General features: G+C 71.8%; 15 protein-coding genes. 5 read left to right on the forward strand and 10 right to left on the reverse strand.

Annotated elements, in window-relative coordinates; translation table 11 throughout:
* Positions 1–129 precede the first annotated feature (129 nt).
* On the forward strand, positions 130–1,470 hold the full coding sequence (locus JEK78_RS00775) for a VanZ family protein (RefSeq protein WP_200262150.1): 1,341 nt from the start codon (positions 130–132) through the stop codon (positions 1,468–1,470).
* Between the two features lie 67 nt (positions 1,471–1,537).
* Here JEK78_RS00775 and JEK78_RS00780 read toward each other — a convergent pair whose 3' ends face one another.
* The 4 genes from JEK78_RS00780 to JEK78_RS00795 form a co-directional block, all read right to left on the reverse strand.
* Positions 1,538–2,947 (reverse strand): sugar porter family MFS transporter, encoded by a 1,410-nt coding sequence (locus JEK78_RS00780; protein WP_200262151.1) that lies wholly within the window; start codon positions 2,945–2,947, stop codon positions 1,538–1,540.
* A 153-nt stretch (positions 2,948–3,100) separates the two neighbouring features.
* Positions 3,101–3,898 carry an enoyl-CoA hydratase-related protein gene (locus tag JEK78_RS00785; RefSeq protein WP_200262152.1) on the reverse strand — a complete coding sequence of 266 codons (798 nt, stop codon included), beginning with the start codon at positions 3,896–3,898 and terminating at the stop codon, positions 3,101–3,103.
* Between the two features lie 52 nt (positions 3,899–3,950).
* Positions 3,951–5,258 (reverse strand): hypothetical protein, encoded by a 1,308-nt coding sequence (locus JEK78_RS00790; RefSeq protein WP_200262153.1) that lies wholly within the window; start codon positions 5,256–5,258, stop codon positions 3,951–3,953.
* Complete coding sequence (locus JEK78_RS00795) at positions 5,255–6,868, reverse strand: amino acid adenylation domain-containing protein (RefSeq protein WP_200262154.1); 1,614 nt, start codon at positions 6,866–6,868, stop codon at positions 5,255–5,257. Before JEK78_RS00795 ends, JEK78_RS00790 begins: the two co-directional genes overlap by 4 nt.
* Before the next feature lie 417 nt (positions 6,869–7,285).
* Here JEK78_RS00795 and JEK78_RS00800 point away from each other — a divergent pair, with 417 nt between their 5' ends.
* A complete protein-coding gene (locus JEK78_RS00800) occupies positions 7,286–8,593 on the forward strand; it encodes a M28 family peptidase (protein WP_200262155.1) in 1,308 nt (435 codons plus the stop codon).
* A gap of 49 nt (positions 8,594–8,642) precedes the next feature.
* Here the strand turns inward: JEK78_RS00800 and JEK78_RS00805 are convergent, their stop codons facing one another.
* Positions 8,643–9,569: a haloalkane dehalogenase gene (locus tag JEK78_RS00805; protein WP_200262156.1), complete on the reverse strand. Its 927-nt coding sequence runs from the start codon at positions 9,567–9,569 to the stop codon at positions 8,643–8,645.
* 269 nt (positions 9,570–9,838) lie between these two features.
* Between JEK78_RS00805 and JEK78_RS00810 the strand changes: the two genes are divergently transcribed.
* A complete protein-coding gene (locus JEK78_RS00810; RefSeq protein WP_200262157.1) occupies positions 9,839–10,486 on the forward strand; it encodes a TetR/AcrR family transcriptional regulator in 648 nt (215 codons plus the stop codon).
* Between the two features lie 56 nt (positions 10,487–10,542).
* Here JEK78_RS00810 and JEK78_RS00815 read toward each other — a convergent pair whose 3' ends face one another.
* Positions 10,543–11,145, reverse strand: a complete 603-nt coding sequence (locus JEK78_RS00815; RefSeq protein WP_200262158.1) for a DUF998 domain-containing protein — start codon at positions 11,143–11,145, stop codon at positions 10,543–10,545.
* A gap of 209 nt (positions 11,146–11,354) precedes the next feature.
* Here JEK78_RS00815 and JEK78_RS00820 point away from each other — a divergent pair, with 209 nt between their 5' ends.
* Both JEK78_RS00820 and JEK78_RS00825 read left to right on the forward strand, forming a co-directional pair.
* Positions 11,355–13,517 (forward strand): FUSC family protein, encoded by a 2,163-nt coding sequence (locus JEK78_RS00820; protein WP_200262159.1) that lies wholly within the window; start codon positions 11,355–11,357, stop codon positions 13,515–13,517.
* A 204-nt stretch (positions 13,518–13,721) separates the two neighbouring features.
* Positions 13,722–15,839: a SpoIIE family protein phosphatase gene (locus tag JEK78_RS00825; protein ID WP_200262160.1), complete on the forward strand. Its 2,118-nt coding sequence runs from the start codon at positions 13,722–13,724 to the stop codon at positions 15,837–15,839.
* Positions 15,840–15,857: 18 nt separating this feature from the next.
* On the opposite strand, the gene JEK78_RS00830 is transcribed toward JEK78_RS00825, so the two are convergent.
* The 4 genes from JEK78_RS00830 to JEK78_RS00845 all read right to left on the reverse strand — a co-directional run bounded on the left by JEK78_RS00830 (position 15,858) and on the right by JEK78_RS00845 (position 21,551).
* On the reverse strand, positions 15,858–16,928 hold the full coding sequence (locus JEK78_RS00830) for an SPFH domain-containing protein (RefSeq protein ID WP_200262161.1): 1,071 nt from the start codon (positions 16,926–16,928) through the stop codon (positions 15,858–15,860).
* Between the two features lie 4 nt (positions 16,929–16,932).
* Entirely contained in the window at positions 16,933–17,361 is a 429-nt protein-coding gene (locus JEK78_RS00835; protein ID WP_200262162.1) for an NfeD family protein, read from the reverse strand.
* A gap of 114 nt (positions 17,362–17,475) precedes the next feature.
* Complete coding sequence (locus JEK78_RS00840) at positions 17,476–20,004, reverse strand: ATP-dependent Clp protease ATP-binding subunit (protein WP_200262163.1); 2,529 nt, start codon at positions 20,002–20,004, stop codon at positions 17,476–17,478.
* 119 nt (positions 20,005–20,123) lie between these two features.
* On the reverse strand, positions 20,124–21,551 hold the full coding sequence (locus JEK78_RS00845) for a glutamate decarboxylase (protein ID WP_200262164.1): 1,428 nt from the start codon (positions 21,549–21,551) through the stop codon (positions 20,124–20,126).
* Positions 21,552–21,610 lie beyond the last annotated feature (59 nt).

The following is a 21,610-nucleotide window of genomic DNA, read 5'->3' on the forward strand; positions in this document are numbered from 1 at the left end:
CGACGGCCTCTATCATGGTCGACACGGGGAAGGCCTCGGACCGGGCGTCCGCGCGACTCGCCCTGCCTCGATCGCCTCTGCCCCTCGTGGCCCGGAGCGGCGGCGCACGCCGCGGACAGTGAGTGTGCCGTGTTCCGTACGTATCTGCTTCCGGTCCAGGCGGCGGTCGCCCTGTTCCCCGCGATCGCTCTGCTGATCATGGTGCCCGCCGCCGTCCACGGCTATCGCCGGCGCGGCCGGGCGGGCGGCTGGCCGGTCCTGGTCTTCTACAGTTTCGTGTTCTACCTGCTGGCGGCGTTGTCCCAGACCGTCATGCCACTACCGGCCAGGACCGCGGCCCACTGTTCCACCGCTCGCTACGCGGAGAGCCCGCAACTGCAACTCCTCGATTTCCACACGCGGATCGCCACCGCGTCGGGTGGAGACTGGTCGGCCGGCACTCTCGCCGGGCTCGCCGTCACCTGGACCACCCTCCTGAACCTGGCGTTGCTCTTCCCTCTCGGCGTCTACCTGCGCTACTACCTCCGCCGGGGTTTGCCGACCTCCATCGCCCTGGCCTTCGCCACCACGCTGTTCTTCGAGACGACCCAGTACACCGGACTGTGGTTCGTGTACGCCTGTCCCTACCGACAGTTCAACGTGGACGACCTGGCCCTCAACACCTCCGGGGCGGTACTCGGTTGGTTCGTGGCAGGGCCGCTGGCCCGGGTGCTCCCCGCCAACGACCCAGACCGCGAGCGCGTCCGGCACGGCGACCGCGTGACCCTCACCCGACGACTCTCGGCGGTCGTCACCGACCTGGCCGGCTGGTTGATCTCCTGGGTCGTCGTCACGGGACTTCTCGCGGTCGCCACCGACGCGGCCACCGGTCGCCGACACGCGTTCGCCGTGGGCAGCGCTCTCGGGTTGGTCTGGTTCTGGCTGGTGCCGGCGGTTCTCGCGGCGTCCCCCGGCCAACGGGCCGTCCTGTTGCGCGTGGTCCGGCCCGACGGCCGGCCCGCCGGGTTCGCGCGCGCCACGGTCCGCGCCTGGGTCGCGTACGCCCCACTCGCGTCGATCTGGCTCTGCGCCGCGCAATACACACGTGACGCCCTGCTGCCCGCGCCGGTGGCCGGGTCGCTTCCCTACGTCACCGCCGCGGCCGTCGTCGTGTTCTGGGGCCCGCCGCTCGCGAACGCGTCGATCGGGCGCGGGAAGCCGGCGCCGCACGAACGGTGGTCGGGTACCGCGACGGTCGCCGTTCTTCCCCCGCTCCCCCAGGCAGGCCGCGGCGATCCGCCACGCGTCGCCGGCCGTGACCGCCCGGTCGCGGCCGGGCCGTCGCAAAGCGACACCGCGGCGGGTTCCGGAGACCTACCGACCCCCGACGGGCCCGCGCGGAGCGCCGGTGGGCGTCCGCGGGGCGGGGAGAGCGACCGCGACGCGGAGACGCCGCCGGGGCCGGAGGCGGGGGCCTTGGGGCGGCGATGAGAGCGCGTCAGCGGCCGGGTTCCCGGTCGGGGGATCGCCGTCGCGGGGACTCGCCCGCGTCGGGTGTTCAGCCCATCGACTCCAGTGACTTGCCCTTCGCCTCTCTGACCAGGAAGATCACGAAGGGGATGGAGACGACCGCGAAGACCGCGTACATCGCGTAGGTGGCGGAGAGATTCCACTCCGAGAGCACCGGGAAGGTGACGGTGACGATCCAGTTGGCGATCCACTGCGCGGCCACGCCGACGGAGAGGGCGATCGCCCTGATCCGGTTGGGGAACATCTCGCTGAGCAGGACCCAGACGACCACGCCCCAGGAGAACGCGAAGCAGAGCACGAACAGGTGGACGGCCACCAGCGCCGTCACCGCGGGGACGGTGGGTAGTTCGGCCCCGCTCTCACCGAGGTAGGAGAAGGCCCAGACCAGGAGGGAGAGGGTGATCGCCATTCCGACGGAACCGGCGATGGCCAGGGGTTTGCGTCCGACGCGGTCCACCAGGGCCATCGCGATCAGGGTGCCCAGGATGTTGATGACGGAGGTGGACAGACTGATGAGGAGGGAGTCGGTCTGGTCGATGCCCACCGATTGCCAGAGCAGGGACGAGTAGTAGAAGACCACGTTGATTCCGAAGAACTGTTGGAGGAAGGAGGCTCCCATCCCCACCCAGACGACGGGCATCAGTCCCAGCGCGCCGCCCCGCAGGTCCCTGAGACGGGGCTTGCGCTCGGTCAGCATCACCTGCCGGATCTCCGCGACACGGGCGGGCGCGTCCACGCCGGGGCCCTCGATCCGCCTGAGGACGGTCCGTGCCTCCTTCTCTCTGCCGGCGGCGATCAGGTAGCGGGGCGATTCCGGGAGGACGAAGGTCACCAGGCCGTAGATCACGGCCGGTACGGCCTCGACACCGAGCATCCACTGCCACGCCTGGGCTGTGCCCAGTTGCCCCTCGGGGGATCCTCCGGCCGCGGAGGCGATGACGTAGTTGGCCAGTTGGGAGGCCGCGATGCCGAGGACGATGGCCAGTTGTTGAAAGGTCGTCAATCTGCCGCGCAGGGCTGGAGGCGCGACCTCCGCGATGTAGCCGGGGGCGACGGCGGAGGCGAGTCCGATGGCGAGGCCGCCGACGACCCGCCAACCGGTGAGCACCTCGATGCTCAGCGGGATCGCCGAGCCCACGCCGCTCACCGCGAAGAGCAGGGCCGAGAGCCGCATGACCTTCAGCCGCCCCACTCTGTCCGCTCCCCAGCCGGCCAGCACCGAGCCGGCCGCCGCGCCGAGCAGTGCGGAGGAGACGGTGATCCCGGTCTCGGCGGCGCCGACGGCGAAGTGTTCCTGGATGCCGCTGATCGCGCCGTTGATGACGGCGCTGTCGTATCCGAAGAGGAAGCCGCCGAGCGCCGCGCCGGCCGAGATGAGCGTGAGCCGGAGTCTCGGGTAACCGCTGTCGCCCGAACCCGATTGCCGAGTGTTGTGCACCGATGCTCCATGCCTGCGTGCGTGCGGGGTTCGAGCGCCCAATATCCACGACGCGGGCCCGCGCTCGTCCGCAGCGCGGCCGGAATGGGCCGGACGAGCACCCCGTCGTCAACTTGACGTTGACCGACGACGGATCTCCGGCCGCGACAGGGGTCAGCGCCCCTCGAACGTCGGGCTCCGCTTCTCCAGGAAGGCGCGCATCCCCTCCTTCTGGTCCCGGGTGGCGAAGAGCGCGTGGAAGACCCTCCTCTCGAAGAGGAGTCCCTCACGGAGCCCGCCCTCCTGGGCTCGGTGGACCGCCTCCCGAGCGGCGCGTACGGCGGGTCGACTGTAGGAGGCGATAGTCTCGGCCATCTGTCGGGTCTCCTCGGCGAGTCGGTCCGCCGGAACACGGCGTGAGACCAGTCCGGCCCGCTCGGCCTCGGCGGCGTCCATCGTGCGGCCTGTCAGGATCATGTCCATGGCGCGCGCGACACCCACCCGGCGGGTCAGCCGCTGTGTACCGCCCATACCCGGGATCACCCCGAGCCGGATCTCGGGCTGTCCGAAGACGGCGGTGTCGGCGGCGACGATCAGATCGCACATCAGGGCCAGCTCGCAACCGCCGCCCAGCGCGTGACCGGCGACAGCGGCGATCTTGGGAGTGCGCAACCCGGCGAAGGTGTCCCAGCCTTCGAAATGGTCGTCGTCCGCCATCTCCACGGCGGTCCTGGGGGCCATCTCGGCGATGTCGGCGCCGGCGGCGAAGGCCCTTTCCCCGCCGGCGAGCACGAAGCACCCCACCTCCGGGTCCCGGTCGTAGCCGGTCAGCGCGTGGTTCACCTCGTCCATCACTTCCGTGCTCAGGGCGTTGAGCACGTGCGGGCGATCGAGGGTGACGGTCACCACACGACCGTCGCGCCGCACTCGAATGGTTCGACAGGGGATGTGCCGGCGGGGAGCGGTCGACATGTCGGGTCCTCTCGGGTCTCGAAGGGTGGCGGAGCCGGGACGGTGGCCGGGGTCACGAGTCCCAGATGGCGCCGTAGGCGGGTATACCGAGCCGCTCCATGCCATGGACCACCGCCCAGGTGAGCCTCTTGTTGGAGATGCAGATGACGGCCTCGGCGTCGAACTCGCGGCAGGCGGCGTACGCCAGCCGCACCATGTCCGGCTTTCCGTGCTCGGCGGTGTCCCAGACCACGGCGTCCGGTTGGGCGTCGAGAATCTCCTCGACGAGGGCGTCGCCGTAGGTACGGCGCGGCGAACGCGTGGCCCAGACGAGGCGGGACGGCACCTCCGCGGCCAGCAGGTGGGGCAGGACGGGGCCGATCCCGCTTCCGGTGGCCACGTACACGACCCGATGGAAAAGCCTCTCCACCCGGGCCACGCCGGCCGTGGTGATCCCCTTGACCCAGACGTGGGACGGTGGATCGTCGATGAAGGAGCCCGTCCAGTCCCCCGCTCGGGACACGACGAGACGGAACCCCTCGCGGCCGGGCGTCGGCACGTTGGCGAAGGAATGCCACTCGGTCAAGGGGCTCCGGCTGATCGTGGTGGACGAGCCGGGGAAGGGCGTCTCCCCGTGGTCGAAGCCGGCGATCGCCACATGCGACGAAGGCCGATCGACATGGACCGCGACCCTCCGCAACCTGGTCCACGGCAGCGCCACGCTGAGGGTCAGGACAGCCAGCACCCACACGCTCGCGTCGAGCCCGTCCGAGCCCGAGGGGGTCGACAACAGTGTGTGCGCCCACAGCAGGCTGAGTGCCGCCCAGCCGCCGAACCGGTGGCTGCGCTCGAAGAGGTCGTGGTGGCGGGCGCGCATCGACGGCAGCGCGAGGACGACCAAGGCTCCCAGCAGAGCCGCGAGCGTGTAGGAGACGGCCAGCAGCGCGGGCGTCGCCCCGGCCGCCGTGACCATCGCGACCTGTGCGAGGAACCAGACCACGCCCATCAGCGCTCCGCCGACGTGGAGCCCGCCGAAGTGGTACACCTTGGCCAGCGTCCGGCGGACGCAGAGGGGCCACGTCAAGGGCACGGCGGTGGCGCACCGGAAGAGCAGGTTAATCACGTACTGCTGACGGACGATCACGGCGAGCGCCACGTTGACCAGGGCAAGGCGACCGAGCGCTGCGGAGTCCCAGCCTGCCCGCCCGCCGCCGAAGCCGACCGCGAACACCACCAGGTTGACCGCCACCACCAGCACCGCGAGCCTGTTGTGGTGCGTCAGGCGGGGATGGCTCCACACGCGGCGCAGCGGGGGCAGGGGCGGGGGCAGAGCGACGTCCGGGGAGACCGGCGCGGAGCGCGGCCGGGTGGGCGCCGTCATCGAAGCGCCTCAGCGGCCGTCGCCGGAACGCCCGGGTCGCCCGCGGCATCCTGGGCCAGCGCGCGAAGAGCCCGCTTGTCGATCTTGCCACGCGGGGTGGTGGGGAGGTGGGGCAGGACGTGGACGGTCTCGGGGACGCAGTAGTACGGCAGCGCCGCCGCCACGGCCTCACGGGCGGACACCGGGTCGATCGGCGTGGAGCCGCCGGAGGCGACGAAGGAGACGAGAGTCCGGGAGTCAAGTTTGAGGGTCACGGCACGAAGGCACGTGGGCATGCTCTCCAACACCGCCGACACGGAGTCGAGTTCGACCCGGAAGCCGCGGATCTTCACCTGGTCGTCGGTGCGGCCGAGGATCTCCAGATCGCCGTCGTACGTCCACCGGCCCAGGTCGCGAGTACGGAACATCCTGCGCCCTCCGCCGAGGAACGGGTCGGGCAGGTACCGCTCCCCGGTCAACTCCGGGTCGTCCAGGTATCCGGCGGTCACCCCGTCCCCTCCCGCCCATATCTCGCCCACCACGCCGGGGGCGACCGGGCGCCGGGCGCCGTCGAGTACGTAGACGGTGTTGTTCGGGGTCGGGCGGCCGATGGTGAGTCGAGCGGCGGCGGGTGTGTGGCGCGCCATGGTGTTGACGATGGTGGTCTCGGTCGGCCCGCAGGAGTTGTAGAAGTCCGCGCGGGCGGCCCACCGGTCGGCCAGTGCACGTGGGCAGGGCTCGCCCGCCACCGCGACCACTCGGACCCGCGGGCAGAGATCGGGGTCGACGGTGGTCAGGACGGTCGGCGTCGCGATGACGACTTCGGCACGGGCGACGGTCTCGGCGATGTCCGGTCCTCTGACGAGGAGAGTCGCGCCTCGGGTCAGTGCGCCGAGGATCTCCCAGGCGGCCATGTCGAAGGCGATGTTGAGGATCTGGGCGACCCGCTGCCCCGGCCCCATGCCCAGGCCGCCGGGTTCGCGGAGCAACAGGTTGCAGACGTTGCGGTGCGTGACGACCACTCCGTTGGGCGCTCCGGTGGTGCCGGAGGTGAAGAGCACGTAGCAGGGGTCCTCTCCGGTCGGGTCGGAGCGCGTGCTGGCGTCCGTTGCACCCCTCTCGCTCGACTGTTCGACATCGGTCCCTTCGACATCGAGTACCGTCGCGATCTCGCGCAGGGGCGCCGCACGTCCACAGCCGGCGGTGGTGAGCACGACACGGGCCCGGGTCTTGGCGAGGACGTGGCGCAGTTGCGCGTCCGGGGTGACCCGCCCGTCCAGGGGCACATAGGCGGCTCCACTCTTCAGTACCGCGATCAGCGCCACCAGCAGGGGAATCCCGCGCCGACCGACGACGGGCACGAGATCGCCGACGCCGATGCCGGCGCCGGCCAGGCGGTCGGCCAACCGCTGTGCCCGGTGGTCGAGTTCGCCGTAGGTGATGGTGCGGTCACCGTGCTCCGCGGCGACCGCGTGAGGACGAGCCGCCGCCCAGGCCTCGAACGCCCGATGGACTCGATCGTGGGGAAGGACGGCCGACGGAGCGGTCGCGCCGCGACGTGTCGTCGACGTCGAGCAGGTGGTCGCCGGGGGCGGGGCGATACGGGGCAGGGTGTTTCGAGGCGACGACATGCGGGGGTCCTCCTTGGGGGGCGGCTGGGGCGCGAGGCGGTACGACCGCCCCACGCGGTGAGGGGAGCGGGCGTGCGGCCTTGCGCTCCTCCCCCACAGCCCACACGAGTCGCACCGCGAGAAGCCAGGAAAGGCCGGTCCCCGTCACAGTTCCGTAAGCAGCGCGGGAAAGGCTCCCGGTCCCGGCCGGTCGTAGGCCGGCGAGGCACCCTCCGGGACCGTGGGCGGCGGCGCCGGGCCCGTGGGCCGGTCCGGTCGTCGGTCTTGACGCCGGGAGGCGGCTCGTCGAGCATTCAGGTCGAACGGTCGTACCAGGCACGGCACCACACAGCTCCAGCGCCCCGCACCCCATGAGCCGCGGGGCGTCCCGCATGTTCCGCAACCCACACCCAGTTCGGAATCACGGAGCCCCCACACATGACTCTCTCCGTCCGCAAGCGTGCCCTCGCGGTCGCCGGTGTCGCCCTCGCCGGGCTGCTCGCCGGGGCCGTCCCCGCAGCCTCCGCCGAGCGTGCCGCCGCGGTCCCGCCCGACATCCCCGTGTCCAACGTCAAGCAACACCTCGACGACCTGCAGGCGATAGCGGCCGCCAACGGTGGCAACCGGGCTCACGGTCGAGCCGGGTACCGCGCGTCGATCGACTTCGTCAAGGCGAAGCTGGACGCCGCCGGCTACACCACGACCGTGCAGCAGTTCTCGTCGTTCGGCAGCACCGGATACAACCTGATCGCCGACTGGCCGGGAGGGGACACGGAACAGGTCGTGATGGCCGGCTCCCACCTCGACTCGGTGTCCTCCGGACCTGGGATCAACGACAACGGCTCCGGTTCGGCCGCGATCCTCGAGGCCGCGCTCGCCGTCTCCCGGGCCGACTACCGGCCCGACAAGCACCTGCGATTCGCGTGGTGGGGGGCCGAGGAACTCGGGCTCGTGGGTTCCAGGCACTACGTGTCCGGCCTGTCCTCGGGCGAACGGGCCTCGATCGACGGCTACCTGAACTTCGACATGATCGGCTCCCCCAACCCCGGGTACTTCGTCTACGACGACGATCCCGTGATCGAGCGAACGTTCAAGGAGTACTTCGCCGGTCTCGGTGTCCCCACGGAGATCGAGACGGAGGGCGACGGGCGGTCGGACCACGCCTCGTTCAAGAACGTCGGCATACCGGTCGGCGGGCTCTTCACCGGCGCCGGCCGCACCAAGACCTCCGCCCAGGTGCAGAAGTGGGGCGGCACCACCACGGCGTTCGACCGCTGCTACCACTCTTCCTGCGACACCACCGCGAACATCGACGACACCGCGCTGGACCGCAACAGCGACGCCGCCGCACACGCCATCTGGACGTTGTCCTCGGGGACCACGACCCCGCCCTCGGGCACCGTGTTCGAGAACACCTCCGACGTCGCCATCCCGGACAACGGCGCCGCGGTGACGTCCTCCGTGACCGTAGACGGCATCGACGGAAACGCGCCGGCCGACCTGAGCGTGGGCGTGGACATCGTCCACACCTGGCGCGGGGACCTCGTCGTCGACCTGGTGGCCCCCGACGGCACGGTGTACAACCTCAAGCCGTACTCGTCCGGCGACTCCGGAGACGACGTCCGCGCCACGTACACGGTGGACGCCTCGTCCGAAATCGCGGACGGCGTCTGGCAGCTCAGGGTCCAGGACAGGGCCACGTACGACACCGGCCACATCGACGGCTTCAGGCTGACCTTCCCGTGAGGACTGGGTGGGGCGGGAGCCGTGGTCACTCCCGCCCCACCGGGCGGCGTCAGGCAGACACCGGCGTGTCGGCGATGAACCGGTTCACCGTCTCGGCGAGCAGCGTGCCCCGGTCCTCCTGCAGGAAGTGGCCCGCGCCCGCGATCGTGGGGTGTTCGAGCCCCCGGGCGCCGGGGACCTGCTCCCTGAAGACCCGGTCCAGGCCCCCGGTGATCGGATCCTCGTCGCCGAACGCGCACAGGAACGGCTTGTCGAAGCGCCGCAGGGACTCCCAGGCCGCGCGATTGGGCCCCGCGGCGGGATCGTCCGGCGATACCGGGACCAGTGTCGGGAACCGGCGTGCCCCCGCCTTGTGGGCGTCGTCGGGGAACGGGGCATCGTAGGCCGCCACGACCTCGGGCGTGAGGTCGCCGTGACATCCGGAGCGGACGATGTCCCCCACGCGCAGTTCGGGGGTGCTCTGGCTGAACTCCCGCCACCGCAGGAACGCCTTCGACGGCTCCCCCTCCCCGGTCGGCAGGAAGGTGTTGGCCACGACGACCCGGGCGAAGCGCTCGGGGTGCTCGGCCACCAGCCGGAGGCCGATGAGGCCGCCCCAGTCCTGGCAGACGAGGGTGACCCCACGCAGGTCGAGTCGGTCGAAGAGGGCCTCGCGCATCCAGTCGACGTGCCGCTGGTAGGTGTAGTCGGAGCGTTCGGCCGGCTTGTCGGAACGGCCGAAGCCCACCAGGTCCGGTGCGATACATCGGTGGCCGGCCCCGGCGAACACCGGAATCATGTGGCGGTAGAGGAAGGACCACGAGGGTTCACCGTGCAGGACAAGCACCGTCTCTCCGGTGGTTCCCTCTCCCTCGTCCACGTGGTGCACGCGAAGCCGTTCGTCCCCGTCACCGGACGCGACCTCCACATAGGAGGGGGGGAACGGGTAGTCGGGCAGGTCGAGGAACCTCTCCTCGGGGGTACGCAAGATCCGCATGATCCGGGCCGCTCCTGTGTGTTCCGGGCGCGGGAACGCCTCGCGGACTCCCGTCGGACACCAAGATGCCGCACCCGCCGGGGTCCCGCGGACCTGGCCGCGCCGACCGTCGTTGCCGTCCGCCTCGCTCCGCGAAGAGCGCCCCACGCGCCTCGACGCGACGGAACCTCGACTCGGAACGATCATTCCAAGATACCCACCGCGCGCCCCCGACACCAGAGCGGTACCGGTACCCTCGAATGCGAACTCCCCGTCTCAAGAGGTGAGGCGTGCCGGACATCAGACACTTCGACACGGACGCGACCCTGGAAGCGGCGATGCTTCTCTTCTGGCGCAAGGGCATGGTGCCCACCGGTATCCAGGACGTGGTGACGGCAACGGGGGTGAACCGTTCCAGCCTCTACGCGACCTTCGGCGGAAAGCGGGATCTGTATCGAGCCGCCCTCGGGCGATACGCCGAGCGGCGCGCCGCTCCCAGGTTCGGCCTCCTCACCGCGGACGACGTCGGTCTTCCGGCCGTGCTCGGCTTCTTCACCGAGGTCGTCGACACCTCCTGCCACGGCGACTACGCCGGTTGGGGGTGCATGATCTCCAACGCCCACGCCGGACCGGAGAGCGAGGACCCGGAGATCCGTGCCCTGCTCGACCGTCAGTACCGTGTGTTGGCCGACTCGCTGCGCTCGGCGCTCGGCACGGCGCGGAGACTGGGCCAACTGGGCCCGGGTGTCGACCCGAAAGCCGCCGCCACCACGCTCGCGCTGCTGACCCACGGCATCAACCTGCGCTCCCGTACGGGGGTCGACCCCGGCGAACTGCGGGCGACGGTGAGCACGACGCTGCTCGCCGTCACCGGCCGTCCCCTCGAGGTGTCGAGGGAGACGGCGGGCGCGCCCGCGCACCCGTCCCCGTCCTGCTGACCCCGCGAACCGCGCGTCGCGTGCCTCACCGGGCCTCGGGGACCTCGTCCCTCCCCTCAGCTTGGCATCGCGCGGACCTCGCCGTCGTGACGCAGGCACGAGACGACCACCACGAAGGGCCACAGGGACTGCAGGGCCGTCACCACCCGTTCGGCGGTACCGGGGGCGCCCTGACGATCCAACTCGTAGACGAACCACGCGGCGCTCAGCACCATTGCCGCGCTCGCCACCCGGGAGGGGATCGGACGCAGCGCCCAGGGCGCCTCCCTCTCGGATGTGGCGGCCAGCACGGGCCACACCGCCATGAGGGTGAATCCGGCCGCGGCCACGGCCCCGTGACTCAGCGAACCACCGCTGCTCGGAGTGGGGACCAGGACGACCGCGACGGCCGACGCCCCGCCACCGGCCAGTGCGAGGCGCCCCGGAAGGGCGGCGGCCCGCAGAGCCAGCGCGGTGAGCACGTGGCACAGGCCCAGGGCGAGGAACGCGCCGGTCATGATCCAGTAGCCGGACGCCCCGTAGGCGCCCAGGACGCTGATCGTCTCGCTGGTCGGGTCGTAGCTCGGTCCTTCGAGGATCGCCGCGACGGCCCATCCCGCGATGAGCAGGACGGGCGCGCACCCCGACGAGAGCAGGGCCCACCTTCGCACAGGCAGCATCGGGCGATGATAAGAGCGACGGCGGAGCCACCGGCCGTCGAATCGCTGCGCCGCCGGGAGAACCCACTCGCTCGACGGCCGCGGCGCCCACCCGGGCGGCGAGGGCCCGGCACAGCGGTGGCCGGCCCGGGGGTTCCGTCGACAATGGGGACCAGTGGCGGGGTGGACACCCGTCGGGGTCGGAGGTGGACGCCGAGGAGGGAGCGGGTGTGCCCGAGCGGCCGTCGGCTCAGGCCGTGCGGAAGGCGGCACGGCGGGGTCTTCGCGTGGCCGTGGCGGCGGCGGCGGGCTTCTACCCGTTCCTCTACGCGCTGGATCTGCCGTCCGCCGCGCTGTACGCGCTGTTCTCCCCCATCGCCCTCGGGGCCCTCTCGCCGTTGTCCGGAGCGGGGCGGGATCGTTCGCTGGTCGTCCTCCGCTCGGCGCCCGCGGCCCTCGCGCTGACGGCGCTGGGAAGCGTCCTGGCCGTCGACACCCTGACGGCCGTCGCGGGGATGTTGGTGGTGGGGTTCGCCCTTTCCTTCGGTTCGGCCTGCGGACCGCGGATCGCCGCGGTGACCCCTGGTCTCCAACTGTTCTACATCCTGTCCTGTTTCCCTCCGTACGCCCCGGGGACTCTGCCGCAACGCCTGGCGGGCGTGGCGATCGGATGCCTGCTGCTGGCCTCGTGCGAGCGGGTCTTGTCGCCCGAGCCGGGAGTCCCGACGTACCGCGAACGTGTGGCCGAGGGTCTGGACCTCGCCGCTCGCGCCGCCTCCGCCCTGGCCCGCCCCATGGCCGGCGGGGGCCCGTCGAACGCGTCGTTGAGGCGGGCCGCGGACGTGCTGCGCCTCTCGCGGCGAGGGACCGACGGCCGGCCTACCGGCGCGGGCAGGGGGGACCTGGCCCTCGCCCAGGCCGGCCGTGCCACCCGGCGTCTGCTGCTCCAGACCGCCGATCTCGGCGGACGTGGCGAGCCGCCGGGACGCGACGGGCCGTCGCGGACACTGCTGCTCGCGGTGGACGGGTGCTGCGCGGACGCGGCGGCCGGATTGCGGGGGCGAGGCGGTGCGGCGGACCCCGGCGTGCTGTTGGAGACGGCCGACGACTTCTTTCGGGTCGCCGAGCCCGCACGGCGTCCCGACACGGCGGCACTGCATCGTCTCCTGCGGGGCAGGACCGCCGTCCTGCTCGCCGCGATCTCGGCGGCCACCGCGTCCGCCGCGGTGGCGGTCGCCGCGGGTGCCACCAGGCCGGTCCCCGGTCTACCGCCGGGCCAGTTCTGGTATGCGCGGAGGTCGGTGGCGCGGCTTTGGGCCGCGCGCCTGTCGGGAAACCTCACCCCCCGCTCGGTGGTCCTGCAGAACGCCGTGCGGACGGCCCTGGGGCTGGGGGCGGCCAGGATGGTGGCGGGAGCCCTGGATCTGACACACGGCTTCTGGGTGCTGCTGGCGGTGCTGACTCTGGCCCGTACGACGGCGGTGGCCACCTGGTCGGCCGTCCGGTCCGCGGCCCTGGGAACCCTGGTCGGAGCGGTGCTGGCCGGCCTGTTGCTCCTGGGGGTCGGCGATGCCACGGTGGTCTACGCCGCGCTCCTGGTGCCGATGATGGCATTGGCGTTCACCTTGGGGCCCCTGGGCGGACCCGGGTGGGCCCAGGGCATGTTCACGGTGGTCGTCGCCACGGCCTTCGCGCAGTTCGCCCCGGCGACCTGGCGACTGGCCGAGGTCCGGGTGGTCGATGTCCTCGCGGGCAGCGCGATCGGACTGGCCTGCGGGTTGCTCGCGTGGCCGGCAGGAGCGCGAGCGGAGATCGGGAACGTCATGAGCGGCCTGTTGCGGGCGGCGGGACCGATGATCCCGCTCACCGCCGCGGCCGTGTGCGACGGTGGGCAACGGGCTCGGCGCCTCCTGGAGGAGAGTGCCCGGGAGACCCGACACCGCCTGCACATCGCCGAGGACGGATACGTCCAGTACCGCGCCGAACCACCCTCGCCCGGGGACGCACGCGAACCGGACTGGTTGATGACCTTGAACTTCGCCGAGCGGACGTTGCTGGGCGCACACTGGCTGCCCCCTCGGGACGAGGCGGCGCAGGGCATGCCCGAGTCGGCCAGGAGGTGGACGGAGCGGGCGGCGGGGCGGCTCGCCGAGGCGACCGCGCTCGCGGCGGACTTCCCGCCCGGCGGTGTCCGGATCAGCCCCGAACCTCTCCCCCCGGGGGTGGCGGAAGAGGTGCCGTCCACGACGCTGCCACACCTGGTGCGCCTGGAAGTGTGGCTGGAGCATCTGGCCGGGGATCTGGCTTCGGCGGTCGGCGGGCCCGGCGACGACGACGCGGCGGCCCGGACCTCTCCGGACGCGCCGCGCCCTCCGGCGGCCGGGCCCCGGTGAGGCCCGACGCCGGCGCCGCCGCGGCCGGGTACCGCGAGGCGGCCGAAGCCCCGACCGGCCCGGATCCTCGCCGGTCGGGGTCGATCGGCGAGACCGGGCGGGTGTGCCGACCGCGACGCATCGGCGTACCGTCCATAAGTGGAGAGGGACGACGGCGCGTCCCGCCCCCTCCGGAACCGCTCCTCAGGCTGCGGGAGGTGCCGCGTGACCGGGACGGGTGGACCAGCCGGCGGCACCGAGGAACTGGATGCCGCGTTCACGGACACCGTGCGCCGCACCGGCGCCTCCGTCGGGGGTCTGTACCTGCTCGCTCCGGAGGAGCGGACGCTCCGGCTCACCCTGCTCTCCGGGGCGCCCGTCCAGCTCGCCGTGCCCTGGGTGCGGGTGCCGCTGGCGATGCCGACCCCACTGGCCGACGCGTTCCGCCAGGACCGCATCGTCTGGGTGGCCGGGCCGGAGGAGATGGCGCGTTCCTACCCCCGGGCCGCCCTCGCCCTCCTGCACCCGCTGGCGCTGCTGGCCGCGCCGGTCGCCGGGGTGCGGCCGTGGGGGGCGTTGGTGCTGATCTGGCCGGCGAGCCGGCCTCCGTACATGACCGGGCGGGAACGGAGCAACATCTCCGCCAGCTGCCACAGGCTGGCAAGGGCACTGGAGGCGACGGCCGAGCGGGGCCGGCCCCCGGTCGGCCCCATGCCCCTGCGGCTGTTGCCGGTGGCCTCGGGACACCCGGCGGCCGAGCCGGGCCTGGTCGCCACCGACTTCATCGAGCGCCTGCCCGGCGGGAGCTGTGCCCTGGACCTGGAGGGGCGCTTCACCTACCTCAGCTCGGGCGCGTGCGAGCTGCTCGGCGGAGAGGCCGAACGGCTGCTGGGCACGCTGCCCTGGCAGTCCCTGCGCTGGCTGGACGACGCGGCCTACGAGGACCACTACCGCGGCGCCGTGCTGAGCCGCGAGCCGACGTCCTTCACGGTCCGCCGGCCTCCCGCACAGTGGTTGGTCTTCCACCTGTACCCGGACGCGAGCGGCATCAGCGTCCGCGTGCTGCCGGGACAACCCGAAGCCACCCGACCGGCCTCCGGGGACGCCACCCGGTCCGCCCGCGCGGGGCACCTGTACCAGCTCACCCACCTGGCGGCCGGCCTCACCGAGGTCGTCGGCGTCCAGGACGTCATCGACCTGGTCGCGGAGCAGATCGTACCGGCGCTCGGAGCCCAGGGGCTGGTGCTGTCCACCGCCGACGCCGGACGCTTGCACGTCACCGGGCACCGCGGGTATTCCCCGAGGGACATCGAGCGGCTCGACGGCGTCCCGCTCGACAGCGACGTCACCCCGGCGGGTCGGGCCCTCTCCCTAGGGAGGGCGGAGTTCTTCGGCAGCCCGGAGGAGCTGCGGCGCCACTACCCGGCGGCGGCGGCGCTCAGCGGCAAGCAGGCGTGGGCGTTCCTGCCGTTGCTCTCCTCGGGCCGACCGGTGGGCGTCTGCGTGTTCTCCTACGAACGTCCTCACCGATTCCGCGCCGAGGAGCGCGCCGTCATGACGTCCCTTGCCGGCCTCGTCGCCCAGGCCCTGGACCGGGCGCGTCTGTACGACGTCAAGCACGAACTCGCCCACGGCCTCCAGCAGGCTCTTCTGCCGGGCACCCTGCCGGCCGTCGCGGGGCTGCGGGTGGCCGCCCGCTACCTGCCCGCCACCTGGGGCATGGACATCGGAGGCGACTTCTACGACCTGATCCCCCTCGGCGACACCGCCGTCGCCGCCGTGATCGGCGATGTGCAGGGGCACAACGTGGCCGCCGCCGCGCTGATGGGCCAGGTGCGCACCGGTGTCCACTCCCACGCGACGGCGGGCACCGCGCCCGACGAGGTCCTCGCCCGGATCAACCGGCTGCTCGTCGACATCGGCCCGGACCTCTTCACCAGCTGCCTCTACGCGCGGATCGACCTGTCGGCCGGAGTGATGTCCCTGGCGACGGCGGGACATCCCCCGCCGCTGCTCCGTGTCCCCGATCGCGGCATCCGACCCGTCGAGGCGCCCCCGGGTCCCTTGCTCGGTGTCGTTGCGGACGCCGTCTTCCCGGTGACGGAGGTGCCGCTCGCGGCGGGCTTCCTGCTGACGTTCTACACCGACGGCCTGATCGAACGCCCGGGAGTCGATCTCGACGAGGCCGTGTCCGGACTGGCGGGCCATCTGGGGGAGGCGGATGTGTCCGACCTGGACGTGCTCGTCGACAGGTTGTTGAGGAGGACCGCCTCCACCGGGTACCGGACCGACGACATCGCCCTGCTGGCGCTGCTGCACACGGCGGGCGGGGGGCCGTCCTGACCGCCGCGAGCCGCCCGGTCAGGCGTTCCGCTCGGGCCCGAGCACGCCGGGGGCGGTGGTTCCGGGTGGCAGGCTCCCGGTGCCGGGGGTCCGGTCGGCCTCGGCGGCGTCCGCGAGAGCCTCCGCGGCGGCCTCCGCCGCCTCGGCGGAGTCACTGGCGGCCCGGGCCGCGGTGTCGTCCTCGGACACCTCGCGGGTGGCGGGCGATCGGGGCAGTGACTCGGTGAAAGCCCGCGACACACCCTGGAGAGCGGAGGTGATCTCGCTGGGGATCACCCAGAAGTTGTTCCCGGAGCCCTGGGCCAGCTGCGGCAGCGCCTGCAGGTACTGGTAGGCGAGGAGCTTGGGGTCGGGGTCGTTGCGGTGCACGGCCTGGAACACCTCGTCGATGGCGCGGGACTGCCCCTCGGCCTCCAGGATGGCGGCGGTCCGGTTGCCCTCGGCACGGAGGACGGCGGCCTGCTTGTCGCCCTCGGCGGTGAGGATCTGGGACTGGCGTTGGCCCTCGGCCCCGAGGACGGCGGCGCGCTTGTCCCGTTCGGCGCGCATCTGCTTCTGCATCGCGTCCTTGATCGTCTGGGGCGGGTCGATGGCCTTGATCTCCACGCGGTTCACGCGCAGTCCCCACTTGCCGGTGGCTCCGTCGAGCACGCCGCGCAGCTGGCTGTTGATGGTGTCCCGGGAAGTCAACGTCTTCTCCAGGTCCATCGACCCGACCACGTTGCGCAAGGTGGTGACGGTCAGCTGTTCGACGGCCTGGAGGAAGTTGGCGATCTCGTAGAAGGCGGCTCGGGCGTCGGTCACCTGGAAGTACAGCACGGTGTCGATCTCGACGACCAGGTTGTCCTCGGTGATCACCGGCTGCGGCCGGAACGACACCACCTGCTCCCGGAGATCGATCACGGGGTGCACCCGGTCGATGTAGGGGATGACCAGGTTGAGCCCGGGTGTCAGGGTCCGGTGGTACCGACCCAGGCGCTCGACGTTGCGGGCGCGGGCCTGGGGAACGATCCGGACAGCGCGTACCACGGTGAAGATCGCGAACAGTGCCACGATCAGACCGGCAAGGAAGAACGCCGAGAATTCCATGTCCTCAGTCCCGGGGGTAGACGAACGCGGTGGTGCCGCTGATCTCGATGACGTCGACGGTCGCGCCGGCCGGTATCACCAGCGTCTCGTCGTACGCGCGGGCCGTCCACTCCTCGCCGTCGATCCTGACCAGCCCCTCGTTTCCGGAGACCTCCGACAGGACGAGGGCGGAGCGGCCGACGAGGGCCTCGATCCCGAACCTCGTCCCGGAAGGTCTCAGCGCGCGCACGGCCGCGGGGCGGACGAACAGCACGGTCACGGTGGCCACGGCGGCATAGACCACCAGTTGCAGCGGCAACGGCAGTCCGACGGCCGCGAAGACGGCGGTGACGAGGGCCGCCACGCTCAGCATGCCCATGGCGGCCGTAAGCGTGAAGACCTCCGCCACGGCGAGCACCGCCGCGACGATCAGCCAGATCACCCACAGGTCCATGACATGCCTTTCCTCACCGGAGCCGGTGAGCAAGCGGGGCCCGTCCCTCCATGATGCGGCGACCGGCGCCGGGCGTCCAACGGCGGCGACTCCGGGCAGGGTCCGCGGGCGCGGTCATCCGCTCCGCCGGTGGTCGGCCCGCTCGCCTTCCGTTCCGCCCTTGTCCTCCGCCCGGCGCACCGAGCAGTGCAGCGAGTCCTTCCGCACGTCGACGACGACGGTGTCCCCGGGGCCCGCCTCGCCGCCGAGCAGCAGGTCGGCCACCCGGTTGTCGAGTTCCGCCTGGATGGTCCGGCGCAGCGGACGGGCGCCGAACTCGGGACGGTGGCCGTGTGCCAAGAGGAGCTTCCTCGCGTCGTCTCCGACCTCCAGCGCGACCCCCTGCGCCCGCACCCGGTGCTCGCTCCCGACCAGAAGGTGGTCCAGGATCGCGGAGAGGTCGTCCTCCGTGAGGGCGTGGAAGACGATGACGTCGTCCACACGATTGAGGAACTCGGGCAAAAAACGCCGCCCCAACAGCTCCTTCAGTTCGTCCTCGATCGCGGAGGTGTCGCCGCGGTGGTCGAGGATCAGACGGGCGCCGATGTTGGACGTCATGACGACGACGCAGTGCCGGAAGTCCACCGCGCGGCCCTGGGCGTCGGTGAGGCGACCGTCGTCGAGGATCTGCAACAACGTGTTGAAGACGTCCGGATGGGCCTTCTCGATCTCGTCGAACAGCACCACGCTGTAGGGCTGCCGGCGGACCCTCTCGGTCAGCTGACCGGCCTCCTCGTGGCCGACGTACCCGGGAGGGGCCCCGACGAGTCTGGCGACGGTGTGCCTCTCCTGGAACTCGCTCATGTCGAACCGGACCACGCGGTCCTCCTCGCCGAACAACACATCCGCGAGGGTCTTGGCGAGTTCGGTCTTCCCGACCCCGGTGGGGCCGAGGAAGAGGAAGGACCCCACCGGCCGACCGGGATCGCCCATGCCCGCCCTGTTGCGGCGGACCGCCCGCGCCACCGCCGTCACCGCCTCGTCCTGGCCGACGATCCGGGTGTGCATCTCCTCCTCCAGTCGCAGCAGCCGCTCCCGCTCCCCCTCGGTCAGCTGGGCGACCGGAATGCCGGTGCGCCGGGAGACGACGTCCGCGACGTCGGCGGCGGTCACCGCCACCACGCCCTCGCGTCGCTCCTCGATTCCGGCCAGTTCGCCCTCCGTCTCGGCGATGTCCCGCTTGATCCGGGCCGCCTCCTCGAAGTCCTCCGCGCGCACGGCCTGCTCCTGCTCCCTCCGGAGCATCGCCACCCGGTCCTGTCGACGCACGACCTCCGTCGAGCGGCCCGCGCCGCGCAGCCGCACCCTGGCACCGGCCTGGTCCATCACGTCGATGGCCTTGTCCGGCAGGAAACGGTCGCCGATGTACCGGTCGGCCAGCCTCGCGGCGGCTGCCAGGGCGTCGTCGGCGAAACGGACTTGGTGGTGGGCCTCGTAGGCGTCGCGCAGCCCTTCGAGGATGGACACGGTCTCCTCGACCGTCGGCTCCGGCACCAGCACCGGTTGGAAGCGACGCTCCAGGGCGGCGTCCTTCTCCACGTGCCTGCGGTACTCGTCGATCGTCGTCGCCCCGACCACGTGGAGTTCGCCACGCGCGAGCGCCGGCTTGAGCATATTGCCCGCGTCCATCGACCCCTCGCCGGTGGCGCCGGCGCCGACGACGGTGTGGAGTTCGTCGATGAACAGGACGATGTCGCCCTCGGCCCGCCGGACGTCCTCGATGACCCGTTTCAGGCGCTCCTCGAACTGCCCCCGGTACTGTGCCCCGGCCACCATGGCGGAGAGGTCCAGGGAGATCACCCGCTTGCCCTTGAGGGTCTGGGGAACCTCCTCCGCGACGACGCGCTGGGCCAGGCCCTCGACGATGGAGGTCTTGCCCACCCCGGGCTCGCCGATGAGCACCGGGTTGTTCTTGGAACGCCGGGACAGGATCTCCACGGTCTGTTCGATCTCCGCCGCCCGACCGACGACCGGATCGAGTCCTCCCGCCCTGGCCTCCTCCGTCAGGTCCCGACCGAATTCCTCCAGCGCGGTGGCCGGCTCGTCCCCGGTCGTGGCGCGGTCGTCCGCGCGGGGTGAACGGTCCGCGGCGGCGGCCAGCAGCGCGGGGTCCTGACCCTCGGCCCGCAGCAGCCGCGCGGCCCCGGATTCCTCGGCCGCCAGCAGCGCCCCCAGGATATGCTCCGGGCCGATGTAGGAGGCCCCCGCCGCCCTGGAGCGGGCGTAGGCGGCGCGGAGGATCCGTTTGGCGGCCGGTGTGAGACCCGGTTCCGCCGAGGGCTCGATCGCCTCGCGTGGGAGCACGCCGGTGATCCGCGAGGCGAGCGCGTCGGGATCGACGCCGGCGCGGGCGAGCAGGCCCCGGGACGGCTCGACTCGGGTCGCGGCCCACAGCAGATGCTCGGTGTCGAGATCGGTCGTGCCGTCTTCGACCGCGCGTCCCGCCGCCTGGCCGAGCAGTGCCTGCGCCGAGTCGGTCAGCAGCCGCCCGATGGGGACCCGCTGCACGGCCGGCGGGGAGGATGCCGGCGACATTCCGAAGAAACGATTCAGCATCTCGCTGAACGGATCCGAGGAGCCGAATCCGAGCGGCGGCATCGACATGGGTTCTCCCGGTCCGAGTACGTGTCTTCCACGACACCTCCGGGAACGGTCGCCCGCAAGCCGGGCGGCGGTGGCGGCGCCGCGGCCCGGGGGCGAGCACGGCGGGGCCTCGTGGGCACTCACCGCTCCGCGTGGTGGAAAGGGGTCTCCGCGTCCCGATCCCGGACCAGGGGGCGAGGCTGCGCGCGCAATTCCGGCAGCAGTCGACGCAGGTCCCCGAGGAGCAGGTCGGCCAGGTCGATCGAGAAGCCGTTCCGGCAGACGATCCGGCACACCGCGAGGTCCTCCCGGTGTGGCGGGAAGGTGTACGCCGGGACCAGCCAGCCGTGCTCGCGCAGTCCCCGGGACACGTCGAAGACGTCGAAGGCGGTGACGTCCGCTGCGGTGGTGAAGGTCAGGACCGGCAGTGCGTCGCCCCGGGTGAGCACCCGGAATTCTCCCAGGGCCGCGATGCCGTCGGCCAAGGCGCCCGCCACGTCCCGCGAGGCCTGTTGGACGTCGCGATAGCCCTGGCGGCCGAGCCGCAGGAAGGTGTAGTACTGCGCGACGACCTGCGCGCCCGGTCGGGAGAAGTTCAAGGCGAACGTCGGCATGTCGCCGCCGAGGTAGTTCACCCGGAAGACCAGTTCCTCGGGGAGGGACCGCCGGTCGCGCCAGAGGACCCAGCCGACTCCGGGGTAGACCAAGCCGAACTTGTGGCCGGAGGTGTTGATCGACGCCACGCGCGGGAGGCGGAAGTCCCAGCACAGGTCGGTGTCGAGGAACGGCGCGACCATGGCCCCCGAGGCCCCGTCGACGTGCACGGGGATGTCGAGGCCAGTGCGCTCCCGCAGGGCGTCGAGTCGGTCGCAGAGATCGGCGATCGGCTCGTAGGAGCCGTCGAAGGTGGAACCCAGCACCCCGACCACGCCGATGGTGTTCTCGTCGCACAATCGTGCGGCGGCCTCCGGGTCGATGTGGAACCGATCCCCCTCCATCGGCACGGTCCGAGCCTCCACCTCCCAGTACGTGCAGAACTTGTCCCAGCAGACCTGCACGTTCACCCCCATGACGATGTTCGGGCGTGCCTCACGCGAGGGATAGCGGTGGGAGTTGCGCGCGACCCAGCGCCGTTTCAAGGCCATGCCGGCCAGCATGCACGCCTCGCTGGAACCGGTGGTCGAGCAGCCGACGGCCTCGGCGGGGTCGGGGGCGTTCCACAGATCGGCGAGCATGGAGACGCATCTCCGCTCGAGTTCGGCAGTGCGGGGGTACTCGTCCTTGTCGATCATATTCTTGTCACGGCATTCGGCCATCAGGGTGTCGGCCTGGGGCTCCATCCAAGTCGTGACGAAGGTCGCCAGGTTCAGCCGCGCGTTTCCGTCCAGCATGAGTTCGTCGTGCACCAGCCGGTAGGCGGTCTCGGGTGCCACCGGCGCGTCGGGCAACCGGTGCGCCGGTGGGGCCTCGGTCATCCCGGCGGCTGGGTTCGCCACCGTGTGAAAGGGGTTCGCGGCGAGCCCGCGCCCGGCGCTGCCCTCGGGAGTGCCGTGAAACAGAGGTGACATGGTGACGTCTCCCCGATACTCGTCGGAGCCGACCGTCGGCCGGCCGCACTTCCGCCTGG

The sequence above is a fragment of the Streptomyces sp. HSG2 genome (genome assembly GCF_016598575.1).
Lineage (GTDB): Bacteria > Actinomycetota > Actinomycetes > Streptomycetales > Streptomycetaceae > Streptomyces.

Excerpts from the sequence above, each read along its gene's own strand:
- JEK78_RS00785 (WP_200262152.1), bottom strand. The coding sequence starts at position 3,898 with ATGTCGACCGCTCCCCGCCGGCACATCCCCTGTCGAACCATTCGAGTG.
- JEK78_RS00790 (WP_200262153.1), bottom strand. The coding sequence starts at position 5,258 with ATGACGGCGCCCACCCGGCCGCGCTCCGCGCCGGTCTCCCCGGACGTC.
- JEK78_RS00795 (WP_200262154.1), bottom strand. The coding sequence starts at position 6,868 with ATGTCGTCGCCTCGAAACACCCTGCCCCGTATCGCCCCGCCCCCGGCG.
- JEK78_RS00800 (WP_200262155.1), top strand. The coding sequence starts at position 7,286 with ATGACTCTCTCCGTCCGCAAGCGTGCCCTCGCGGTCGCCGGTGTCGCC.
- JEK78_RS00805 (WP_200262156.1), bottom strand. The coding sequence starts at position 9,569 with ATGCGGATCTTGCGTACCCCCGAGGAGAGGTTCCTCGACCTGCCCGAC.
- JEK78_RS00815 (WP_200262158.1), bottom strand. The coding sequence starts at position 11,145 with ATGCTGCCTGTGCGAAGGTGGGCCCTGCTCTCGTCGGGGTGCGCGCCC.
- JEK78_RS00830 (WP_200262161.1), bottom strand. The coding sequence starts at position 16,928 with ATGGAATTCTCGGCGTTCTTCCTTGCCGGTCTGATCGTGGCACTGTTC.
- JEK78_RS00835 (WP_200262162.1), bottom strand. The coding sequence starts at position 17,361 with ATGGACCTGTGGGTGATCTGGCTGATCGTCGCGGCGGTGCTCGCCGTG.
- JEK78_RS00840 (WP_200262163.1), bottom strand. The coding sequence starts at position 20,004 with ATGTCGATGCCGCCGCTCGGATTCGGCTCCTCGGATCCGTTCAGCGAG.
- JEK78_RS00845 (WP_200262164.1), bottom strand. The coding sequence starts at position 21,551 with ATGTCACCTCTGTTTCACGGCACTCCCGAGGGCAGCGCCGGGCGCGGG.